Annotated in this window: 16 protein-coding genes and 2 pseudogenes; 11 read left to right on the top strand and 7 right to left on the bottom strand. The window is 57.8% G+C overall.

Features of this window, described 5'->3' with window-relative positions:
• Positions 1 to 35: 35 nt before the first annotated feature.
• Both CI15_RS03285 and CI15_RS03280 read right to left on the bottom strand, forming a co-directional pair.
• Entirely contained in the window at positions 36 to 1937 is a 1902-nt protein-coding gene (locus CI15_RS03285) for a polysaccharide biosynthesis protein (protein ID WP_062124280.1), read from the bottom strand.
• A 348-nt stretch (positions 1938 to 2285) separates the two neighbouring features.
• The gene (locus tag CI15_RS03280) at positions 2286 to 3470 is read right to left on the bottom strand and encodes a glycosyltransferase family 4 protein (RefSeq protein ID WP_062124279.1); all 1185 of its coding nucleotides are present in this window, start codon (positions 3468 to 3470) and stop codon (positions 2286 to 2288) included.
• Between the two features lie 280 nt (positions 3471 to 3750).
• On the opposite strand from CI15_RS03280, the gene CI15_RS03275 reads away from it, so the two are divergent.
• The 9 genes from CI15_RS03275 to CI15_RS03235 all read left to right on the top strand — a co-directional run bounded on the left by CI15_RS03275 (position 3751) and on the right by CI15_RS03235 (position 13718).
• On the top strand, positions 3751 to 5208 hold the full coding sequence (locus tag CI15_RS03275) for a mannose-1-phosphate guanylyltransferase/mannose-6-phosphate isomerase (RefSeq protein WP_062124277.1): 1458 nt from the start codon (positions 3751 to 3753) through the stop codon (positions 5206 to 5208).
• A 177-nt stretch (positions 5209 to 5385) separates the two neighbouring features.
• Positions 5386 to 6516, top strand: a complete 1131-nt coding sequence (locus CI15_RS03270) for a glycosyltransferase family 4 protein (protein WP_062124276.1) — start codon at positions 5386 to 5388, stop codon at positions 6514 to 6516.
• 126 nt (positions 6517 to 6642) lie between these two features.
• Complete coding sequence (locus CI15_RS03265; RefSeq protein WP_062124314.1) at positions 6643 to 7668, top strand: glycosyltransferase; 1026 nt, start codon at positions 6643 to 6645, stop codon at positions 7666 to 7668.
• 11 nt (positions 7669 to 7679) lie between these two features.
• On the top strand, positions 7680 to 8807 hold the full coding sequence (locus tag CI15_RS03260) for an FAD-dependent oxidoreductase (RefSeq protein ID WP_241495792.1): 1128 nt from the start codon (positions 7680 to 7682) through the stop codon (positions 8805 to 8807).
• Positions 8808 to 8820: 13 nt separating this feature from the next.
• On the top strand, positions 8821 to 9615 hold the full coding sequence (locus CI15_RS03255) for an NAD-dependent epimerase/dehydratase family protein (protein WP_062124274.1): 795 nt from the start codon (positions 8821 to 8823) through the stop codon (positions 9613 to 9615).
• Positions 9612 to 10448 (top strand): sugar phosphate isomerase/epimerase family protein, encoded by an 837-nt coding sequence (locus CI15_RS03250; protein WP_062124273.1) that lies wholly within the window; start codon positions 9612 to 9614, stop codon positions 10446 to 10448. Before CI15_RS03255 ends, CI15_RS03250 begins: the two co-directional genes overlap by 4 nt.
• On the top strand, positions 10445 to 10801 hold the full coding sequence (locus tag CI15_RS03245) for an SMR family transporter (RefSeq protein ID WP_062124272.1): 357 nt from the start codon (positions 10445 to 10447) through the stop codon (positions 10799 to 10801). Before CI15_RS03250 ends, CI15_RS03245 begins: the two co-directional genes overlap by 4 nt.
• A 109-nt stretch (positions 10802 to 10910) precedes the next feature.
• A complete protein-coding gene (locus CI15_RS03240) occupies positions 10911 to 11642 on the top strand; it encodes a glycosyltransferase family 2 protein (protein ID WP_241495791.1) in 732 nt (243 codons plus the stop codon).
• 24 nt (positions 11643 to 11666) lie between these two features.
• On the top strand, positions 11667 to 13718 hold the full coding sequence (locus CI15_RS03235) for a hypothetical protein (RefSeq protein WP_153041040.1): 2052 nt from the start codon (positions 11667 to 11669) through the stop codon (positions 13716 to 13718).
• A 426-nt stretch (positions 13719 to 14144) separates the two neighbouring features.
• Here CI15_RS03235 and CI15_RS37580 read toward each other — a convergent pair.
• Positions 14145 to 14312, bottom strand: a pseudogene (locus tag CI15_RS37580) (IS5/IS1182 family transposase); the annotation flags it as partial.
• A gap of 431 nt (positions 14313 to 14743) precedes the next feature.
• Here CI15_RS37580 and CI15_RS03230 point away from each other — a divergent pair.
• Positions 14744 to 15904 (top strand): acyltransferase family protein, encoded by a 1161-nt coding sequence (locus CI15_RS03230; RefSeq protein WP_153041039.1) that lies wholly within the window; start codon positions 14744 to 14746, stop codon positions 15902 to 15904.
• Between the two features lie 124 nt (positions 15905 to 16028).
• Here CI15_RS03230 and CI15_RS38225 read toward each other — a convergent pair whose 3' ends face one another.
• Positions 16029 to 16304, bottom strand: a complete 276-nt coding sequence (locus CI15_RS38225; protein ID WP_062124267.1) for a hypothetical protein — start codon at positions 16302 to 16304, stop codon at positions 16029 to 16031.
• Between CI15_RS38225 and CI15_RS35135 the strand changes: the two are divergent.
• Positions 16198 to 16449, top strand: a pseudogene (locus tag CI15_RS35135) (transposase domain-containing protein); the annotation flags it as partial. The gene CI15_RS38225 and the pseudogene CI15_RS35135 sit on opposite strands and share 107 nt — an antisense overlap.
• Before the next feature lie 350 nt (positions 16450 to 16799).
• On the opposite strand, the gene CI15_RS03220 reads toward CI15_RS35135, so the two are convergent.
• From CI15_RS03220 to CI15_RS03210, 3 genes are read right to left on the bottom strand one after another with little or no spacing between them, the layout of a single operon-like run.
• Positions 16800 to 18050, bottom strand: coding sequence for a methyltransferase domain-containing protein (locus CI15_RS03220; RefSeq protein WP_082814167.1), 1251 nt, complete (start codon positions 18048 to 18050; stop codon positions 16800 to 16802).
• Between the two features lie 12 nt (positions 18051 to 18062).
• The gene (locus tag CI15_RS03215; RefSeq protein ID WP_062124264.1) at positions 18063 to 19412 is read right to left on the bottom strand and encodes an ABC transporter ATP-binding protein; all 1350 of its coding nucleotides are present in this window, start codon (positions 19410 to 19412) and stop codon (positions 18063 to 18065) included.
• A complete protein-coding gene (locus CI15_RS03210; protein WP_062124263.1) occupies positions 19402 to 20232 on the bottom strand; it encodes an ABC transporter permease in 831 nt (276 codons plus the stop codon). Before CI15_RS03210 ends, CI15_RS03215 begins: the two co-directional genes overlap by 11 nt.
• Positions 20233 to 20271: the final 39 nt, after the last annotated feature.

Raw genomic sequence — 20271 nt, 5'->3', positions numbered from 1 at the left:
AGTTTTAGGCAGGAGAGATTGCAGCCACCCGCACGTCAGTTGCGGGCGGCGCGTGCGTCGTTGGGGGACGTCAAGCCCTGCAGCACCGGCGCGCTCGTCGGCTGGTACTCCGGCACCCAGCGACGCAAATCCCGCCTGACTTCATCGTCGCTCGGGATACGGTGTTGCGTGAGCCACGGCAACAATGCGTCGAGCAGGTGATCGGGCACTTCGCGCGCCTTTGCAATGCGCAGTTTCGGATGCATCGTACGTGTAGTTGTCTCGTCCTCGGCCAGCAGCTCTTCGTAGAGCTTTTCTCCCGGTCGCAGACCGGTGAAGCTGATCTTGATCTGCTCTCCGCTGAACCCGTATATCCGGATCAAATCTCGCGCGAGATCAACGATGCGAACGGGCTCGCCCATGTCCAGAACGAAGATCTCGCCGCCTTGCCCCATGCTGGATGCCTGCAACACGAGTTGCGATGCTTCCGGGATCGTCATGAAAAAGCGGGTGATCTCGGGGTGGGTGACGGTGACGGGCCCCCCTTTCAGGATCTGCTGCTGAAACTTGGGTATCACACTGCCTGCGCTACCCAGCACGTTGCCAAAGCGTACTGTCTCGAACCGGGTGTGTTGGGTGGTTTGTTGCAGCGCCTGACAGGTCATTTCTGCAAGCCGCTTGCTCGCGCCCATCACGTTGGTCGGATTCACCGCCTTATCGGTCGAAATCAGCACGAAATGGCGGATGTCGTGACGGATTGCCGCCCGCGCTACGCGATAAGTGCCCAGCACGTTGTTGCGCACGGCCTGCCACGAATTCAGTTCCTCCATGAGCGGTACATGCTTGTAAGCGGCTGCGTGAAAGACGATATGCGGCGTGAAGCGGCTCATGAGCTGATCGAGCAGTACCGAGTCTTTTGCGTCGCCGACCATCGGAACGATCGACAACTCCCCGAAATGCTCGCGCAACTCTTCGTTGAGCCGGTAGGTTGCATATTCGGAGATGTCCAGCACGACGAGTTGCGCGGGCGCAAAGCGCAAAATCTGTCGACACAGCTCTGAACCGATCGACCCTCCTGCGCCCGTCACCATAACGACGCGGCCATGCAGCAACGCTTCGACGTGCGGCATGTCAATCTTGACGGGCTCGCGGCCCAGTAAATCTTCGAGATCGACATCGCGTACTCGCGATAGGTAACCGCCATGCCCATCAGTAACGGCCGTTATCGACGGTAGCACCATTGCCCGCACGCCGGCGCGCACGCATTGGGTGGCGACGCGACGCTGCGCCTCCGACGACGCGGAAGGAATCGCGATGATGGCATGCTCGACACGCAGATCGGCGGCCCAACGCGGCAGATCGGCAATCGCGCCGTGCACCTTATACCCGTAGATCTCGCGGCCTTGCTTGCCAGGATCATCATCGAGCAGGCCAACCAGCCGCCACTCGCTCGAGCGCGACAGCTCACGGGCCAGACTGGCCCCGGCAGTGCCAGCACCGAGGACAAGTATCGGCTTGCCTTGCGCGACCAGCCCACCATAACGGTGGAATTCCTTCGCCGCCCGATACAACGCTCGCGAGCCCCCCATGACAAGAAACAGTAACAGGGGCGAGACAACCAGGACCGACCGGGGAATAGTAGGCACAGGTTGAAACAGGACCGAGCCGATCATCACCAGCAGCACCCCGGCAACGACGGCCTTCGAGATTCGCACAAGGTCCGGCAGACTCGCAAAGACCCACATGCCGCGGTACAGACCAAATACGCGGAACATTGCGGCATAGGCAACAACGACCCAGACCAACGCGACCATCCCGCTGTGCCAGAAGGCCTTTGGAACATCGCCGTTGAAGCGGATCATATAGGCAGCCAGCCACGTCAGCGTCACTGCGAACAGATCAAACGCGAACGCGCTCAGCGACAACCATGAGGACTTGAATCGCACGGTTATGGTCATCGTTATGGTCCAGGCAAACTAATGGATAACGGATTCAACCGTAGCGCACGGGTTGATCCGTTCGGAAACGCACCTCGGCAACAAGGCGGACGGCAAAGCAACGAGTTGCCCAAAGCAGCTTACTGTTAGCAAATTTTACGCCAAGCGAGCGCAGGCACTGTCCGCCAAGGAAAGGCAAAATGTAACAAACTTGGCGCGGAAGGCGGCCTCTGAGCTCGCGGTGGCGCTAGCTGCCTGGCGGCTGTTGCGCAGAGTCAACGCCGCGCCGCGGTATCAACCCCGACGATGCACTCCAGGCGCCGGCGCCCAAGTAGCCTTTAATTATGGCAAATTTTTCACGTTTTTTTCTCAACTTGCCAATGCGCGATAGACATCGCAGGTCTGCTGGATCGTTGAATCCCACGTGAGCTCCGCCGCACGGCGCAAGCCCTTCGCAGCAAGTTCGGCACGCAGCGACGCATCGTTGAGCAGCGTCTCCAGCCCTTCCGTAATGGCGTCGACTGACAGCGGATCGACCTCCAGCGCCGCGCCGCCCGCCACTTCCGGAATCGACGTGACGTTAGACGTCAGCACTGGCGTGCCGCTCGCCATCGCCTCGGCAACCGGCAGACCAAAACCCTCGTACAACGACGGGTATGCGAATACCGTCGCCGATGCGTACAAGTGAAGGAGATCGGCGCGTGGAAGATAGCCAGGCACGACGATCTCGCGTGCCGCCACCATAGGCTCGACCAGCGACAGCAACTCGCTGTTCTTCCAGCCATCGGCGCCGATCAACACCAGGGGAAACTCACGGCGTACAGAGGTCGGTAGCCTGCCAAATGCCTCAACAAGACGCGCCAGGTTCTTCCGCGGTTGCAGCGTGCATACCGAAAGCACAAAACCGCCGTGACGCAGCCCCAGCCGTTCCAGGGTGGGCGCACATTCGGGTACAGGATACGGACGGAAGCTGGCATCGACGCCGAGGTAGATCGTCACAACTTTGTGTTCAGGCACATCATAGAGTGCGAGTAGTTCCTTCTTGGTGTACTCGCTATCGACAATGATGGTCCGAGCCTGCTTCAGTGTTCGGGGCAGACCTCTATCCAGATGGTCGACCGCAACCTTCTGATGGAACTCGGGATGTCGCCGGTGCGATAGGTCGTGGATGGTGACCACGGTTGGCCCGCGATACTGCGACGCAATGAAATTGGTCTCGTGGTAGACGTAGCCACGCGTCGCGAAATCATCGCGCAACTCTCGCGAGGCCCGGCGATGCATCGCCGTGCGAAGCGGCTGCAAGACCGGCAGGCGGCGAAGTGAACCCATCAGCGAGGAAGATCCACCGTTAGCGGCACCGGGCATAACGGGCGCGGCGATCTCCCCGTCCATCAGCCTTGACAGCTTTTCACCCTGGAATATTTCCGACACCATCCATCCGGCCACGTCTTCAACGTCTGAGCGCGCCCGCAGTCCTTCCAGTAAATGCTGGGTGTAGTATCCGATGCCACTACGCGGCGGACGCAGTGAATTGAGGTCGAACAGCAACTTCATTACAGTGTTATCCCTTATCGCTGGCCGAAGAGGCGTCATGATACGCGAGTGAATCGTGCTTCGGATGGCTTGGGGACGACGGCACGGTGCGACAGTGGTTATGGTCACACGAAACACTCAGTTACAAATTGGATGCGCCGGCGTCCGCGTGAGGCGCATTCCCGTCTACGACGGAGCAAGTCCGCGCAGACGCTGTGGCTCGTGCGTGGAAATGGCTTTGGGGCGCATTGGAATCCGCTAGAATGACACGTTCTTCAGATCGTGCGCTCATTACTTGTCAATGAACATTATCCCCGTCATCATCTGCGGCGGCGCTGGTACCCGGTTGTGGCCTGTCTCTCGCGAAGCGTTCCCCAAGCCGTTGCTCAAGTTGGCTGACGGCCAGAGCTTGCTTCAAAAGACCTTCCTCCGCGCAACGCATGTCACTGAAGCGTCCGAAGTCTTGATCGTGACGAACCGGGAGACCTACTTCCTGACTAAAGACGAATGTGTCGAAGTAGACTCTGCCGCGTCGCAGATTGGATTCATTCTTGAGCCGACCGCGCGCAATACCGCGGCGGCGATTGGTGTAGCGGCAGAAGTGGTGCGTCAACGCCATGGGCCTGAAGCGGTGATGCTGGTCGTCCCGGCGGACCAGTTGATTCAGGACGAAGACGCGTTTCGTCTCGCGACTGAGCGCGCTGTGGCGGCGGCCAGGCTGGGCGCACTCGTGACCTACGGAATCCGCCCGACTGCTCCAGAAACGGGCTACGGATACATCCAGCACGAAGAGGCCGAGACCACCGGTTCGGAAGGCGTGCATAAAGTGGTTCGGTTCCTCGAGAAGCCCGAGCTCAGCGTGGCGGAGCGTCTGGTCGCTGAAGGCACATATCTCTGGAATGCCGGCATGTTCTGCTTCCGGGCGGACACCATGCTGGAAGAGCTCGCGCAATACGCGCCCGCCGTATTGGAACCATCGCTAGGCGCGGTCGAACACGCGAAGTGCAGTACCTCCAACGACGGTTACATGATCGAACTCGATGCGAATCAGTTCAGCAAAGCAGAGAACATTTCGATTGACTACGCGGTCATGGAGCGTTCTAGCCGGGTTCAGGTCGTGCCTTGCGAAATGGGTTGGAGCGACATCGGATCGTGGCAGTCCATCAGCGATCTGACGGCTCCGGACGAGCGCGGCAATCGCATTGACGGCGTTGCTGAACTGCACGACGTGGACAATTGCTTTATCCGCAGCGAAGACGGACGACTGATCGGCGCGGTGGGCGTTCATGATCTGATCGTCGTGGACACGTCGGACGCGCTGCTGATCGCTGCGCGTGACCGTGCGCAGGACGTCAAACACATCGTTGGCCGACTGAAGGCCGCGAATCACGATGCATTCCGCCTGCACCGCACAGTGCATCGCCCGTGGGGCACCTACACCGTCCTGGAAGAAGGCGAGCGCTTCAAGATGAAGCGTATCGTGGTGAAACCGGGGGCTTCCCTGTCGCTGCAGATGCATCATCACCGTAGCGAGCATTGGATCGTGGTGAGCGGCTGCGCGGAAATCGTCAACGGCGACAGGGTAATTTCGCTCCAGCCAAACGAGTCGACTTATATCCCGGCAGGTCACAAGCACAGGCTGATCAATCCCGGCGTAATGAACCTTGTCCTGATCGAGGTGCAGTGCGGGGAGTATCTGGGCGAAGACGACATCGTCCGCTTTGAAGACGTCTACGGGCGCGCACCGGCAAACTGTTGACACGCCGACTAGTTGACCGCCGGGCGGCGGCGGTCAACTTCGGGGCTTCCCATTCGCGCCGGCGCGAGGCGCACGGCGTGTCCGCGACTTGCGACTTTGCAGGCGGTAGGGGCTCCTGCTGGCGCGAGCCGATCGGCCTGACCCTGCCTGAACTGGACGACAACACTAGCGGGATTTATGCGCGTTCTACATTTCTATAAAACCTACAAACCGGACTCGATGGGAGGCGTCGAGGAACTGATCGGCCAGATCTGCTCCGGCGCCGCCAAGCAAGGCGTGATCAGTGACGTGTTGACAGTGAGCAAGGACACTACGACGGTCGATTTCGGCGATCACCTGCATCACCGGGCCAAGCTCGACATCGAGATCGCGTCGTCCGCGTTTTCGATGGCGGCGTTCAAGAGATTCTCCAGACTGGCGGCGCACGCCGACCTGATTCACTACCATTTTCCGTGGCCGTTCGCGGACATCGTGCATTTCGCGACGCGCGTCGACAAGCCATCGATCGTCACCTACCATTCGGACATCGTTCGGCAGAAGCTGCTGTTGCAGGTCTACAAGCCGTTGCGCGACCGTTTTCTGTCGAGCGTCGATGCGATCGTCGCGACGTCTCCAAACTATCTGGCGACGAGCGACGTGCTGCAACGGTATCGCGACAAGGTCGAGGTGATTCCGATCGGCCTGGACCGCGACAGTTATGCGCCACCGAGTGAAGACAGGCTGCGCTACTGGCGAGAGCGGGTGGGCGACAAATTCTTTTTGTTCGTGGGCAACCTGCGCTATTACAAGGGGCTGCATTTCCTGTTCGAAGCCATGCAAGGCGCGCCCTACCCGCTCGTCGTCGTAGGAAGAGGCCCGATGGAAGCAGAACTGTGCCGGCAGGCCGAGCGACTACGCCTTCGAAACGTCCATTTCGTCGGTCCGGTTGGCGAGGACGATAAGCTGGCGCTGTTGAATTTGTGCAGGGCGCTTGTCTTTCCGTCGCATCTGCGTTCAGAGGCGTTCGGTATTTCGCTTTTGGAATCGGCAATGTTTGGACGAGCAATGGTAAGTTGCGAGATCGGCACCGGCACCTCGTGGGTCAACGTGAATGGCGAGACAGGATTTGTGATTCGTCCCGCCGATCCGAAAGCGATTCGCGTGGCAATGGACCGTCTGTGGACCGATCCGGAACTCGCCGCCCAGTTCGGTGTGAATGCCCGCCTTCGCTTTGACGCGCAATTTACAGCGGATAAAATGGTGGATGCTTATGTTCGACTCTATCGGCGCCTTGAGCGGAGCCGCGCGCCACACCCGCCGACTGCCTGATTTCCGAGACACAGTCCGTGGCCATGCAGGAAAGGTTGCGGAAGCTTCCGCAACCCGCCTGACGTTTGAACGCGTCAGCCCTTGCGGGGCTTCTCTGCCTGTAGAAATTGATCGTTGAGAATGCTGATGGCCCAATTCCCTGTATTCATTTCCATTGTCCTCGTGGTACGCAACCAGGACGAAAGGCTTGTTGCAATCGTCGAAGAGACTGCCGCCTGCATTCGGGACCTCGTAAGCGACTATGAACTCATCGTGGTAGACAATGCGTCCACCGATACGAGCGTCAAAGTGTTGAAGGACCTGACGCGCGCAGAGGGCCAACCGAACATGCAGGTCTATGCGCTCACCAAGGAAGTCGACGACGACACAGCGGCATGGGTTGGCCTCGAGAACGCGCTGGGGGATTTCGTCGCGGTCGTCGATCCAATGACGGACGATGTGCATCTCATTCCTCAGATGCTGGAGAAGTCGATGGATGGAATCGACATGGTGCTGGCTACGAACCAGCAGCGACCGAAGCAAGGATGGGCCTATCGTGCCGGACTCAAGGGCTTCAATGCACTCTACCGGTACTTCAATGGTATTCATCTGGGCAACGAGGCGCCGCACTACCGCCTGCTGAGCAAGCGAGTGGTGAACTTCATTCTGCAGCACTCGCAGCCTGCGATGACCTATCGCCATTTGCCAGTGACAGGGGGCTTTGCGCGCGCAAACCTAACCTATAGTTCGCCGCCCAAGATATCGCATACGCGGCATCTCGGCGAAAGCTTCGATCGCGGCATGCGTCTACTCGTGTCGACGACGCGCGCACCTATGCGACTCGTCACCGCCCTCTCGCTGTTCGGAGCGCTGGCCAACCTGGTGTATTCCGCATATGTCCTCGCGATAGCGCTGTTCAAACCAGACGTCGCGCCGGGCTGGGTGAGTCTGTCGCTCCAGCAATCAGGCATGTTCTTCCTGCTGTCGCTGGTTTTGCTCGTGCTTGGCGAGTACGTGTTGCACATGTCGAGCCTGACAAACGAAGGTCCGCTGTACCACGTTGCACAGGAGTTTACGAGCGCCCGCATGACTCGCCGCGAAAAGCTCAATGTCGAAGACGTCGCATCACTGGAGGTCGTCGCGACGGCAGCTTCCACGCGCCGGGATCTCTGATGGAGGCGTCCTTGTTGCATCAGGACGCGGTTGTTATCGGTGGCGGCTTCTACGGCTGCGCCATCGCAATCTATCTGGCGCGAAAGCGCGGTTTCCGACGAGTGTTGCTCCTCGAGGCGGAGCCGAAACTCCTACAGCGAGCGTCGTATAACAATCAAGCTCGCGTGCATAATGGGTACCACTACCCGCGCAGCTTTACGACGGCTTATCGCAGCCGTATCAACTTACCCAGATTCGTCGAGGATTGGCCGCAGGTATTGTCGACGAATTTCACAAAGCTCTATGCCATTGCGCGTCGCAATTCCAAAGTGACAGGGCGGCAGTTCGAGCGTTTCTGTCATGAGATCGGCGCCCGGATAGAGCCTGCGGACAAGACGTTTAAATCCCTTTTCGAGCCGCACCTGATTGAAGACGTTTTTGTCGTTCAGGAGTATGCGTTCGACTCCAGCAAACTCGCGCGATGGGCAGAAACCGAACTTCGCGACGCACATGTCGAGGTACGACTCAATTCTCATGTGGACAGTATCGCGAGGACGGCGGATGGTGGGCTGAGCGTGGTTATTTGCCCTAAATCGGGTGAAACCTACCGCACAGAAGGCCGTTACGTTTTCAACTGCACTTATAGCGGGCTCAACCAGCTGAGCGGCGATTTTCCTGGGACCCAAACTCGTCTGAAACAGGAAGTTACCGAAATGGCGCTAGTCGAAGCGCCACCGGAATTGCTCGATGTGGGCGTAACAGTTATGGACGGTCCGTTTTTTTCGATGATGCCGTTTCCGGCACGCAACCTGCATACGCTGTCACACGTACGATATACGCCGCACCAGAACTGGGACGATCAGCCGGGCGTGGATCCCTACGAACGCCTGCGGCGATATCCGCGCGAGACTCGTGTCGATCGTATGATTCGCGACGTCCGCCGGTATATGCCAGCGGCCGCGCGCGTCAAATATGTCGACTCGCTGTTCGAAATCAAAACCGTCTTGGCCAAGAACGAAGTCGACGATGGCCGGCCCATCCTGTTCGAGAAGCACGCCAGCCTTCCCGGCTGCTATTCAGTGCTGGGCGGCAAGATCGATAACATTTACGACGTCTTCGAACGGCTCGACGCCGAATCGCTGATAGATACTGCCTACTAGTTTGGAGCATCAAATGGACAACGCACTGATCGGATATACCGGCTTCGTAGGCAGCACGCTGCATCGGCAACGCGACTATGGCGCGGTATATCGATCGACCAACATTGACGAGATCGACGGGAAAACGTTCGGCCGCGTTGCTTGCGCGGCCGCCCCCGGGCAGAAATGGATCGCCAATCGCGATCCACTGGGCGATCAGCAAAGAATCGACGGATTGATAGCGCATTTGGAAACCATCCGGTGCGACGAATTCGTGCTTTTGAGCACAGTCGATGTTTTTTTGACTCCCGTGGGCGTGGACGAAACTTCGCCCGTCGTCGAAGATGGATTGCACGCCTACGGACTTAACCGGCGCCGTCTGGAAAAATTCGTCGAAGCATATTTTCCGAAGCATTTGATCGTGCGCCTACCCGGCCTGGTTGGCCCGGGTCTGCGCAAGAACGTACTGTTTGACTTCCTCAACGACAACAATGTCCACCTAATCGATAGCCGGGGATCGTTCCAGTTCTACCCGATGGTCAATCTCAGCTACGACATCGATCGCGCGCTAGCGGCGGGTTTGAGACTGGTGCATCTGACGGCCGAGCCGATCACGGTCTCCAAGGCAAGTAGCGAAGGGTTCGGTAAGCCGTTTGAACAACATGTCGGCGACCGCGCCGCGAGCTACGACATGCGCAGCCTACATGCCTCGCTGTTTGGCGGCACGGGACACTATCAATACAGCGCGCGCGAGACGCTGCAGGCTGTTCGGTCCTACGCGCAGACCGAACAGCGTACGCTGCCAGCCCCCACCGGAGCACACACATGAGACTGTCTATATCGAATATCGCGTGGGACACGGTAGAAGACGAAGCCGTCGCGACGCTCCTGCAGTCACGAAACGTCAACGCCATTGACATTGCACCTGGCAAGTACTTTCCCGTTGCTGCCAACGCGAGCAAAGATGATTTGATTGCAGTGAAGAGTTGGTGGGCAGAGCGCGGCATTCAGATCGTCGGCATGCAGGCACTGCTTTTCGGGCTCTCGGGCGTAAACGTGTTCGGCACGCCAGCTGTGCAGGACGCGTTGCTGCAACATCTCAAGGGTGTTTGCCGCGTCGGCGCAGGTATTGGGGCGACTCGTCTCGTGTTCGGCTCACCAAAAAACCGCGATCGCAGCGGCCTCGACGACGAGCAGGCACTCGACATCGGCACGCGGTTTTTCCGCCGTCTCGGAGACATCGCCGCAGATCACGACGTGATCGTTTGCCTCGAACCGAACCCTGTGCACTATGGTGCGAACTTCATGGTGAACAGCCTGGAAACTCGCACGGTCGTCGAATGTGTCGACCATCCAGCGATCCGGATGCAACTCGACTCCGGCGCGCTTGCAATGAACGATGAGGACCCCGCTGCGACGATCCGCGAATGCGCATCCCTCATCGGCCACGTGCACGCGAGCGAACCGGGACTCATACCGCTGGGCGACGCAAACTGTCCCCACGCCATGGTCGCTGACGCGATTCGCGAACATCTGCCCGGACACATCGTTACCGTCGAAATGGTGGCAACGAGCAACGAGCCGCATCTACGCTCGATCGAGCGCGCACTCCGCGTCGCGACGCAGCATTATGGTCCCGACGGGTCAGAGGTGCATGCATGAAATGGCTGATCCTGGCCCTCGGCATCGCATCCAATGCGTCCGCCAGCGTACTTATCAAGCTCGCGATGCTGCCGCCACGCAAGTTTCCGTCGCCAGCAGATCCGATCGTCGCGCTGACTAACTGGCCTTTTTGGCTCGGTCTCGCGATGTATGGCAGTGCGTTCCTGCTCTATGCCGCTGCGCTGGCACGCCTGCCGCTAAACGTGGCGCATCCGGTGCTGACGTCCGGTGCGATCGCGACGGTCGCGGCCAGTTCGGTCCTTGTGTTCGGCGAGCCATTCCACTGGACGACCGCAACCGGCATCGGACTCATTATCGCTGGTGTCGTCTTTCTGACCATGAGCGTTTCGTAACCATCCCGCACCAGCATCCATGACAACATCCCACACTGCTCGTCCCGCTGACTGGCAAGTACCTTCGTATGACACGCCCATGTGGCTCGGGCGCCGCCACGATTCATGCGTGGTCATTCCCGTCATCAATGAAGGCGAGCGAATCCGCAGTCTTCTCACGCGGATGGCAGCGCTTCGAATCAGCGAGAGTGCCGACATAATCATTGTCGATGGCGGCAGCAAGGACGGTTCGCTCGAGGAGGCATTCTTACGGGGCGTCTACGTGCGCGGCCTGCTCGTAAAGACAGGACCGGGCAAGCTGAGCGCGCAGTTGCGCTGCGCCTATGCGTTCGTGCTGGAGAACGGATACGAAAACATTGTCACGATCGATGGCAACGACAAAGACGATCCAGACGCCATTCCCCGCTTTATCGATGCACTGCGCCGCGGTATAGACTTCGTGCAAGCCTCCCGCTACCTGCCGGGCGGCGTCGCGGAGAACACGCCCAAATCGCGAGATTTCGCCATCAGGTTTATTCATGCGCCGGTGCTGAGCGTCTTCTCCGGTTTTCGCTGGACTGACACGACCCAGGGCTTTCGCGGCTATAGCCGAAAGATGCTCGTCGACGAGCGTATGGCGATTTTCCGTGACGTGTTCTCGACTTACGAACTGCTCGTTTATCTGTCGTACCGCGCGCCGAAACTGGGTTACCGCTGCATCGAGATTCCAACGACTCGGCGCTATCCCAAAGGCGAAGTGCCGACGAAGATCAGTGCGGTACGAGGAAACCTCGCGGTGTTGAGCGTGCTGTTCAAGGCCTGTTTCGGCCAGTACAACCCTCCAACCACAACTCCCCAATAATTGAGTCGAAAAGGCGCAGGCATCGTGCAAACAGGTACCGTTGCATCTGAAAAAAAATATTGGCATTGGCCGGCAGTTCTGGCGGCACTTGTCGTCGCCATGGTTCAACTTTTCTTTGCCTCACGCCTGACCGTGGGGGTACCGCTCGTCGATGGCTGGGCGGTGTGGAACCGCGTCATGCTCTTCACCAATGGGACGATGGGGCCCTTTCGATACCTACTGACGCCGCACGGGGCACACCTACACCTCGCCGTGTACTCCGTTGCGCTGCTTGATGAGCGTTTTGCCAACGGACATCAATACCTCATGCAAGCGGTATCGTATGCAGCGATCCTAGGTTGCGTCGTCTTCTTCACCTGGCTTGCATCGCGTCTTGACGGCTTCAGGAGTGCATCCAAGTCGATGAAAGTGCTCGTGGCCGTGGGCATCGCTCTGTTTGTCACCAACCTCGGTGATACGGAGACGCTCTTGCAGCCTTTCCAGGTCGTGATGAGCGTGTCGCGGCTTGCTTATGTCATATTGCTGTGGCTGATGATCGGCGCGTTGCGCAGGGGCACTCCTCTCCAGTACGCCATGCTACTGCTTGCTTCCTGCGTGGCGGCGGTGTTCCATGGCTCAGGTTACATTTTTGCCGCGCTCCTGTTCGCCGAGCATGTGCTGCTCGCGCGACGCTTGCCTGTCGTTGCGCTCGGGTTGCTGCCGCTCGCGACGGCGCTCGTAATTCAGGCTCACTATGGACAAGGGGCATCGGAGCTATCGCATTTGTCCAGCCTGCTTTCGCCCAAAAATCTGATCGAGTTTCTGAAGGCGTGTGCAGCCTACATCGGGAGCCCGTTTCAGTACGCTACGCCGTGGATTGGCTTCACGGTGCCGCTGGTGGCTGGCTTCGTCGCGATGGCCTTCACCGCGGCCGTGACGGGTTATGCTTTCGCGCGCACCATCCAGTTCCGCTTAGGCATTAGTTCGAGCGGAACTGCAAGCGCCGATATAGCAGACGAATTTGTATATGCGTGGGTCCTTGGACTCGCACTGCTGATGTCGGCTGCGGCTGCTGCGTTGCTTTGCATGGTCCGCGTCAGGATGGAGCCATCGCTCATTTCCGTTGAGCCCTATCTGCTGGTATTCACGCAGCCCAGATATGGCGCCTGGTCCTGCCTGGCCTATCTCCTGTTGCTGGGTACACTGTTGGCACTTGCTCCCGCACAGCGTGCGGCTCGGGGCGCTGCCTTTTTATTCGCACTCGCGCTGGGGATCACAGGCGTCATCCCAACGCTTCTTATCAAACACATTCACACGTATGAAGAGAGTCTGCAGGAGTCTCTCGCGGGCGTTTCATTGGGGATCTCGCCCCTCGACCCCGCTGCTGACGGCTTTTGGCCTGGCGCGCGAGACGACTGGTACTGGAGCAAGGCTCTCCCCGAAACCGTCGCATACTTTCGGGTGAACCACAAAGGCCCGTGGCAAACCTTACCGGCGTTGCATGCGGTCGCCGACGGCCCCACGGGAAGCACTCTCGCGATCAGCAGCGTGCAAGTTGCGGAAGTGCCGGCTCAACGCGCGGGCAATCGGTGCTCACTGTCGGGCCAGGTTCCGGATTCCAGCAGCCTGATTCTCGATCGCAGCACTGTCGTTCCGATCGTCGACTCGAGAAGCGAAGTCATCGGTTTCGGCGCCCTGCTACGGCCGCTGCCGGGAGCAACGGTTAGACGAGTCCAAGGATTCATCGAGTGTCGCGCAGCGGCAGACAATGGGGCGCAAGGCCTGCGAATCGTCACCGGCAACACCCGCTGGAAGGCGCCTATATCAACGTCAACGTTGACCGTAGCCCCGCTGGACGTAACGGACGCGGCGTGGCACAAGGGTGTCGCGACTGGCTGGGCCGGTTTCACTTTTCCAGATACTCCCGAAAATCGGCAAGCGTTCGTCCCCGGTGCAGTGCTTCGCATGGAAGGGGGCACCGTGCGAGTAATCATGCGCACGAACCTCGCCAATGGCTATTTGAATGTGTTTGTCGATGGCGGTCCGTTGGACGGCACCGTGATGGGCTATCCGCACAAGGTAGAGGTGTACCAGTAAGCCCGCGGCGTGCGACAGTAGAACCGTCTTGACGATCGAGAGGCAAACAACGGCCCTGAGAGATCTCCAGCGATGTTGGCAACAATGAGACGCTCCGTCGCTGGCCTGCTGACTCGGCAAGTGTGTCAGGATGTCTTTCACGTGATCGCGAGACTCGTGATCCTTGATCTGTGCGGAACGGATTCGGCTCATGACGGCTGTGGCTCATTGGTCCGCACAAACCGATACGGCAAGCAACCAGTTGGATGAGCCGATCGCAAATTCGCGGTCGCTCTGCCACTCTCGGATAAGAAGTTGAGTTCGATTACCGTGTCGCGCCAGCTCAGACCTAGCCGCTCCTGAACAATTCACTTCTCGCGCTGTCGGCGTCACACTATCGCGTGGGCGACGATACTACGGTTGAGTAACGCCACGAGAGTGAGCGCACAAAAAAAGCCGCAGCTTATGACGAGCGACGCGTACCACGGCGTGCATCGCACGGCCGAGCACGCCTTTGAGCCAGTTGCGATCGAGTTTGCCGTCTGTCTTTGTGTGATCGATGATCGACTCGATTGCACTTCGACGTCTAAGCATCGCGCGCGGTCCGCTGGACATAGAAGCTGAGAACGACATCGCTCCCCATCGGTATTAGGAATACGTCCGGACTTACATCGCTGACCGCAAGATCAATCGCATCGACGAACTGCTGCCTTAAAACGTGACGAAGTTGCCGACGTAGCACATCGCCGCCATCATTGCCCGTTTTATCTCCGGGCAGTTCTCCGGAAGCGGCGAGTTACCCTTCACGCGCCGTCACTATCGTGCCTCATGCGCGCGAGACATCGCGGACGACCCGCGCGAGACGCTTACGACCTTGATGGAACTGTACACGGGCTTCCTCGCGCAAGCGATGGACGGCACTCCACATCGACGCGCCGGCGACCGTGTCTGTCGTTCACGCTATCGTCTGGTGATTGGTGATTATCTATCGGCCGGAAGGAGAATGCAGTAAGATTTTGCAAGGTTTGCGGAGTCAGAAAAAAAAAATGAGTAAAAATGACCGAATCGTTTTTTTGGACTACCTTCGAGCAATCGCCTGTCTGCTCGTCGTCGTCGGTCACGTGTATATCATTGGCTACAATGGCCAGCCGGAGATTCAACCATTTGTTCCGGGTGTCACGGCTATTATCTTTGGCCCGAATGCACCACTACGCAATATTTTCACCCCGCCGCTCCTCTGGGTTCTCGTCAATACGGGGGTGAATGTCGGCGAACTCGGTGTCTGTATTTTCTTTCTCATCAGTGGCTTCGTCATCCAGCGCGCGATCGAGCGCGAAACCACAACGGATTTCCTTATCAAGCGTGCACTGCGCATTATTCCCGTTGCACTGGTTGCTTCCTTCTTGATTGGGGCGACCACCGCGATCTACTGCTATTTGACGCACACCGTTTCACCGCATTCGTTCGTGAGTCTGCTGGCATCGAGTGCTGCGCTCGGCGGCTACTTGCACACGTTTCCATCGACCCCCGTTCTGTGGACCCTTGCAGTGGAAATCATGTTTTATGCGCTGGTCGCGATCGGTGCCGGACTAGGCCTGCGTGGGCTTCCCGGCATACTGTGCATCGGCATATGCTGTGCAGCATTCGTGGCGGCCGTGAATGCGTCGTTCATTGTGTCGGCACTCTCGCAGTCGGTACGGTCGGAACTTCAGTACGCCAGCTTTTCGGTATTGCAGGTTCCCTATCTTCTGATTGGTTCGTGCATCTATCGCGCGACGAGCGGTGATCGTCGCGCGATCGGGTTCCTGCATGCCGTTTTACTCGGTTGCATCTATCTTATCGCGCGGTATGCCTATATCACCGAGCACGGAGATAGTGGTGGCTTCGACGTGCCTAATGGAATCGCTGGACTGGTCGTCTTCGCAACGGCCATGTGGTCAGGCATGCAATGGCGCTGGATCCGTCCGTTGAAGCGGATTGCAAACGCGAGCTATCCTTTGTACATGCTTCACGTGCCGCTCGGCTGGATAGCCTTCGCCTGGATGGCCAGTATGGGCTTGGGGATGGTATCGACGGGCATCGTGACCGGTTTCGGTCTTCTCCTCCTTTCCGGCATGCTGCATGTATTCGTCGAACTGCCTGCACAACGCCTTGGAAAGACCATGACGAGCCGAAAGGACGTCGCAACTACAGCCGAGACCGCCTGACGCTCGCCATCTTCGACCTCGTCGCAGCATCGCGGGTACGCGTCCTGTAAGCGCATAGGAGCCGAATTGTTCAGTCGGGCTGCATTCACCGCCCCTGAACGATTCGTTTCTCGTGCCGCAGGCGTCACAACATCGCGTGGGCGACAACGCTACGGTCAAGCCAGGCAGCGAGAATGCAAACACAAAGACGCCATAGCTTCGTGAGCATCATCCGCAGGTTGTGGCCGTCGCCACACAGCGCGACGTGCACCGCGTCGCGAAGGTCGCATTTAAGCCTCTTACGATCGAGTGCCATAGACAACAATTGGGTCAAAACCCAGATCCGTCCATAGGCCATCGGGAGGGCCAACTGGTTGTTCGCCGGGTCGCTGCGCGCTGGCCAACGTGCGGCCGCAATCATGAGCCTCATCCGTTCAGCGCAACTCAGCGGTCACGAACCCCACGCATATCTGAAAGACATCCTGAAACGCCTGCCCGCCCACAGGGCAAGCGACATCGCCGCATTGCTGCCACATAACTGGCAGCCTTTTACCGCTGCAGCCTGATTCACCGTTCGTCAAGGTGGGTTCGCCAACCGCTTACGAGCTGCCGACCCGCGCGTGAGTCGATACACGAGAGCAAACGCGACGTACGATCTTCCGCATGATCGAAGGGTGGTACAACGTCCGCCGCCTGCATCGCAGTCCTAGGTTCATGCTCGCTCGAGCAGCAACCCGAAAAGAGAAAAATCCTGCATCGCGCAGACTCCCGCCGCCGGTACCGTCGTGGCGATGATTCCGATCCGCCGCCCGCTGAGGCTGAGGCGAACTACTATGGGCAACTCAGAAATACCGCTGACGTAACTGCGGTAACTTAAAACCACCAGTTTCCAGGATTCCTAGGGAAGTTCAGACGATCATCCAACCGCTTTCCTGGCAACAAATAGCCGCCCCTCATCCGGATTGCGCTCATAGTTGTGAAAGTCTTGAAACCGTGGCCCGTTTCCGCGTGGGAACCATTTTTCGTTGAATGGATGTTCGGCCTGAACCTCAAGTCCGAATTCACGAAACTTCTCTTCCCACCATTCCCACGGCTTGAGTGTCACGTGATATGGGTTACCCGCTGGGTCGTTGTATTCAACAAAGGAGACGGACCCAATGAAAAAGCCGTCGTCCCGCAGGTGTTTGCGAATGTTAGCGAAGAGGGAGGGGAACCCTTCCTCTCCAATGTGCTCGAGCACTTCCCACATCGTGACCAAGTCGAACTGGCTAACTGCGTTGGTATCCCTGCTAACAAAATCGAATTCACGAGTGATGTCACAGGTGAACAAGTTGTTATCGAGCAATGGCCAGTAGCCAATCTTGTTCCGCCGGCAAAAATCCGAGCCATCGATGCCGACCGCTAGAACACCGTTCATCGCGAACTCGTAGACAATTCCCGCTGCCCCGGTTCCGAGATCTAACGCACGCATGTCCTTACCGAGAGCAGCGATGCAGTTCTGCACAAACAAAGTGGGGCGAGACACACCCTCCATCGTCGAATCCGGGCTCAGATGATCGTTACTCCCATACGCAATTGGAAAATCGGTCTTCAATTCGATGAGTCTCGCAGCGTCGAAAACAACACTGTCCGAGAATGTCCTGGAAGCGGACATTGCCTCTACATACAGCTTCAACAGAAAATCGATCTGATAGTTCGACGCCAGCACGCCTTGACGTGTTTCGTATTCGAGCGTCCGTGATCTTTCTTCCACGACACGCAATAGGCTATCCATCGTACGTGATCGCTCTTCCACGACGCGCAATAGGCTATCCATCGTACGTGATCGCTCTTCGACGACACGCAACAGGCTATCCAGCGCAGAAAGCTGGGAGACGAACGTCGTCGCTCTCTCGTCCGCAGTTGCCAGGACAGTCTCGATATGTGCAATGGGCGTTCGCAGATCATTCAATCTTTCTAATGACTCGAGACGCTTATCAAGATTTCGAACCTTCGCGTCGATTTCCGCAGACCGCAAATCCGCAATTTGCGCCAGGTTCGATACACGATCCAGACTGGCCCGCACATCCGGTTCAAAGGAGGTACTCAGCTTCGGTTCGCGCCTGGTTGCATTAGCTAACCGTCGCAAGACCGCAAGCAACAAACTTTTAGTAGACCTGTTAGTCATCAACAACTTCTGTCAAGTGGATTGCGCTTCAGCGTGTTGGACGCGAACATTGAGCTCAGATCGAAGTTCCAGGTCGCAAACACCGTCGAACACGTACTCCTTATTTTTCAGTATCACTGTGAAGTGTCCGGCATCGTCCACCCAGTGAAGCACCTGCTGGTTTCCGTAGTACTGGTCGTGTTCGCGAGCGACAACCGCCTGGACTTCGTAGAGGTTCGCTCCCAGAGTACAGCGACCGCTGAATCTCACTGTAAAGCGGTCCCCCTTGGCGAACTTTCGGCTCCAGAACGCCGTTTCGGGCGCAGATTCGAATCGAACCATGTCCTCGTTCAAGGTACCCCAAGTGGTGACCTTTATGCCCTCTTTGCTAACGATTCGGAAGGCCACATTAAGGTTATCGATATCGACATTACATACGCATTCCACGGCCAAGGTAATCTCGTCCCCTGCGTAAAACACACTCTGAGGGCTCCCTCGGCCATCAAACACTTCAACCTTCTGAATTTCGACTTCGCGGCTTCCATAAGATTTTTGTGGGGAATGCGCCTTCAATATCGTCTGGCTACGCTGCTGCAAATCCAGGAAGGCCGCCTCTTCTTGCTGCTGCAAAAACTCCCGATAGGCGAACAAAACGTCGGAGGTGTCGCCGCATTTCTGCGCGTTGCCGGCGTTCAGAAATACAGCTCGCTGCGTCAGCGTTCGAACGATCTCCTGGTCATGCGAAACGAACAGCAACGTCGTGCCGTTGTTCAACAACTTCTCGATCTGTCGATAGCAACGCTTCTGAAAAAGCGCATCGCCTACCGCAAGCGCCTCGTCGACAATCAGAATGTCCGGTTCGACCTGCGTTTGAACAGCGATTGCCAGACGCACGACCATACCGCTCGAATACGACTTAACCGGTTGATCGATATGCTGACCGATGTCCGCAAAGCCGACGATCGCATCGTATTTCTGCTCGATCTCCTCGCGACTGAAACCAAGTAGGGCGCCATTCAGAAAGACATTTTCCTTGCCCGTGAACTCAGGATTGAACCCAGACCCGAGTTCGAGCAGCGCGGCGACGCGGCCGTTGGTATTGACGAGGCCTGTCGTTGGTGACAGCGTGCCCGTAATGATTTGCAGCAGCGTACTCTTGCCGCTACCGTTACGTCCGACGATGGCAAAGGCCTCACCACGGCGTACGTCGAAAGACACATCTTTGAGCGCCCAGAATTCGCGGAAGTAGTCTCTCGGTGGCTTGCCCGTCAGTCGGTTCAGCCGCGGCAAAATGAACTGCTTCAGACGATCGCTCGGCTTGTCGTAAAGCTCAAAGCGCTTTGACACGCCTTGTACAGTGATCGCAATATCGTTAGATGACATCGGCGAAACCTTTCCGCGTTTTCTGAAACCACGCATAGCCAAGCCAGGCGATGACCAACGCTACCGCGCCATAAATCGCAAGGGCCGACCAGTCCGGCAGTTGCCCAAATAGCAGCACCGCGCGCGCTTGCTCGATGATCAGGGTAAGCGGATTGAGCATGAGCCATGGCCTGATGGTCACCGGCAATGCTGTGATCGGGTAAAAAACCGGAGATGCAAAGAGGAGTACGGTCATGATGAGACTAATGGGCTGAGCCACGTCTCTCAGGAATACGCCCAACGACGCGAGCGCCCACGCAATGCCAACGGTCAGCATGATCAGCGGTAGCAGGACAAGCGGCATGAAGATGACCGTCCAGTGTATGAAGCCGTTGAACAGGACAAAGAACGCGAGCCAGACCGCCAGACTAACGCAAGCATGGAACAGCGCTGTTCCGAGTGCGGTGACAGGTAGGATCTCCAGCGGAAAAATAATCTTCTTGACGTAACTTACGTTGTTCACGATCAACATCGGCGCCTGCGTCAGCGTCTCGGCGAACAAGGTATGAACGATCATGCCGACGAACAGCAGAAGCGCAAACTCCGTTTTACTTGCTGGAAGGGTTCCCCCCCAGCGAGCCTTGAACACCACGGAGAAAACGAAGGTGTAAATAGTGAGCAACAGCAGCGGGTTGAAGAACGACCACATCACGCCCATCACTGAGCCTTTATAGCGTCCAATGACGTCGCGACGAGCCATCTGCAAGATCAACTGACGGTTCGTCCACAGACTGTGGACGAGAGCCGCTAGCGATACCGGTTTGTTTTCGTGGGGATTCATATAGCAAGGGAACCATTAGGCCGGCTAGCCGGATGCGTT

The organism is Paraburkholderia monticola (assembly GCF_001580545.1).
Classification (GTDB): Bacteria; Pseudomonadota; Gammaproteobacteria; order Burkholderiales; family Burkholderiaceae; genus Paraburkholderia; species Paraburkholderia monticola.
Note: the sequence above shows the minus strand (reverse complement) of the source record. Positions and strands in the feature narration are given on the sequence as shown.

What these genes read in the sequence shown, in the direction of transcription:
- CI15_RS03285 (WP_062124280.1), bottom strand. Translation starts at nt 1,937, where the DNA reads ATGACCATAACCGTGCGATTCAAGTCCTCATGGTTGTCGCTGAGCGCG.
- CI15_RS03280 (WP_062124279.1), bottom strand. Translation starts at nt 3,470, where the DNA reads ATGAAGTTGCTGTTCGACCTCAATTCACTGCGTCCGCCGCGTAGTGGC.
- CI15_RS03275 (WP_062124277.1), top strand. Translation starts at nt 3,751, where the DNA reads ATGAACATTATCCCCGTCATCATCTGCGGCGGCGCTGGTACCCGGTTG.
- CI15_RS03270 (WP_062124276.1), top strand. Translation starts at nt 5,386, where the DNA reads ATGCGCGTTCTACATTTCTATAAAACCTACAAACCGGACTCGATGGGA.
- CI15_RS03265 (WP_062124314.1), top strand. Translation starts at nt 6,643, where the DNA reads ATGGCCCAATTCCCTGTATTCATTTCCATTGTCCTCGTGGTACGCAAC.
- CI15_RS03255 (WP_062124274.1), top strand. Translation starts at nt 8,821, where the DNA reads ATGGACAACGCACTGATCGGATATACCGGCTTCGTAGGCAGCACGCTG.
- CI15_RS03250 (WP_062124273.1), top strand. Translation starts at nt 9,612, where the DNA reads ATGAGACTGTCTATATCGAATATCGCGTGGGACACGGTAGAAGACGAA.
- CI15_RS03245 (WP_062124272.1), top strand. Translation starts at nt 10,445, where the DNA reads ATGAAATGGCTGATCCTGGCCCTCGGCATCGCATCCAATGCGTCCGCC.
- CI15_RS03230 (WP_153041039.1), top strand. Translation starts at nt 14,744, where the DNA reads ATGAGTAAAAATGACCGAATCGTTTTTTTGGACTACCTTCGAGCAATC.
- CI15_RS38225 (WP_062124267.1), bottom strand. Translation starts at nt 16,304, where the DNA reads ATGATTGCGGCCGCACGTTGGCCAGCGCGCAGCGACCCGGCGAACAAC.
- CI15_RS03220 (WP_082814167.1), bottom strand. Translation starts at nt 18,050, where the DNA reads ATGACTAACAGGTCTACTAAAAGTTTGTTGCTTGCGGTCTTGCGACGG.
- CI15_RS03215 (WP_062124264.1), bottom strand. Translation starts at nt 19,412, where the DNA reads ATGTCATCTAACGATATTGCGATCACTGTACAAGGCGTGTCAAAGCGC.
- CI15_RS03210 (WP_062124263.1), bottom strand. Translation starts at nt 20,232, where the DNA reads ATGAATCCCCACGAAAACAAACCGGTATCGCTAGCGGCTCTCGTCCAC.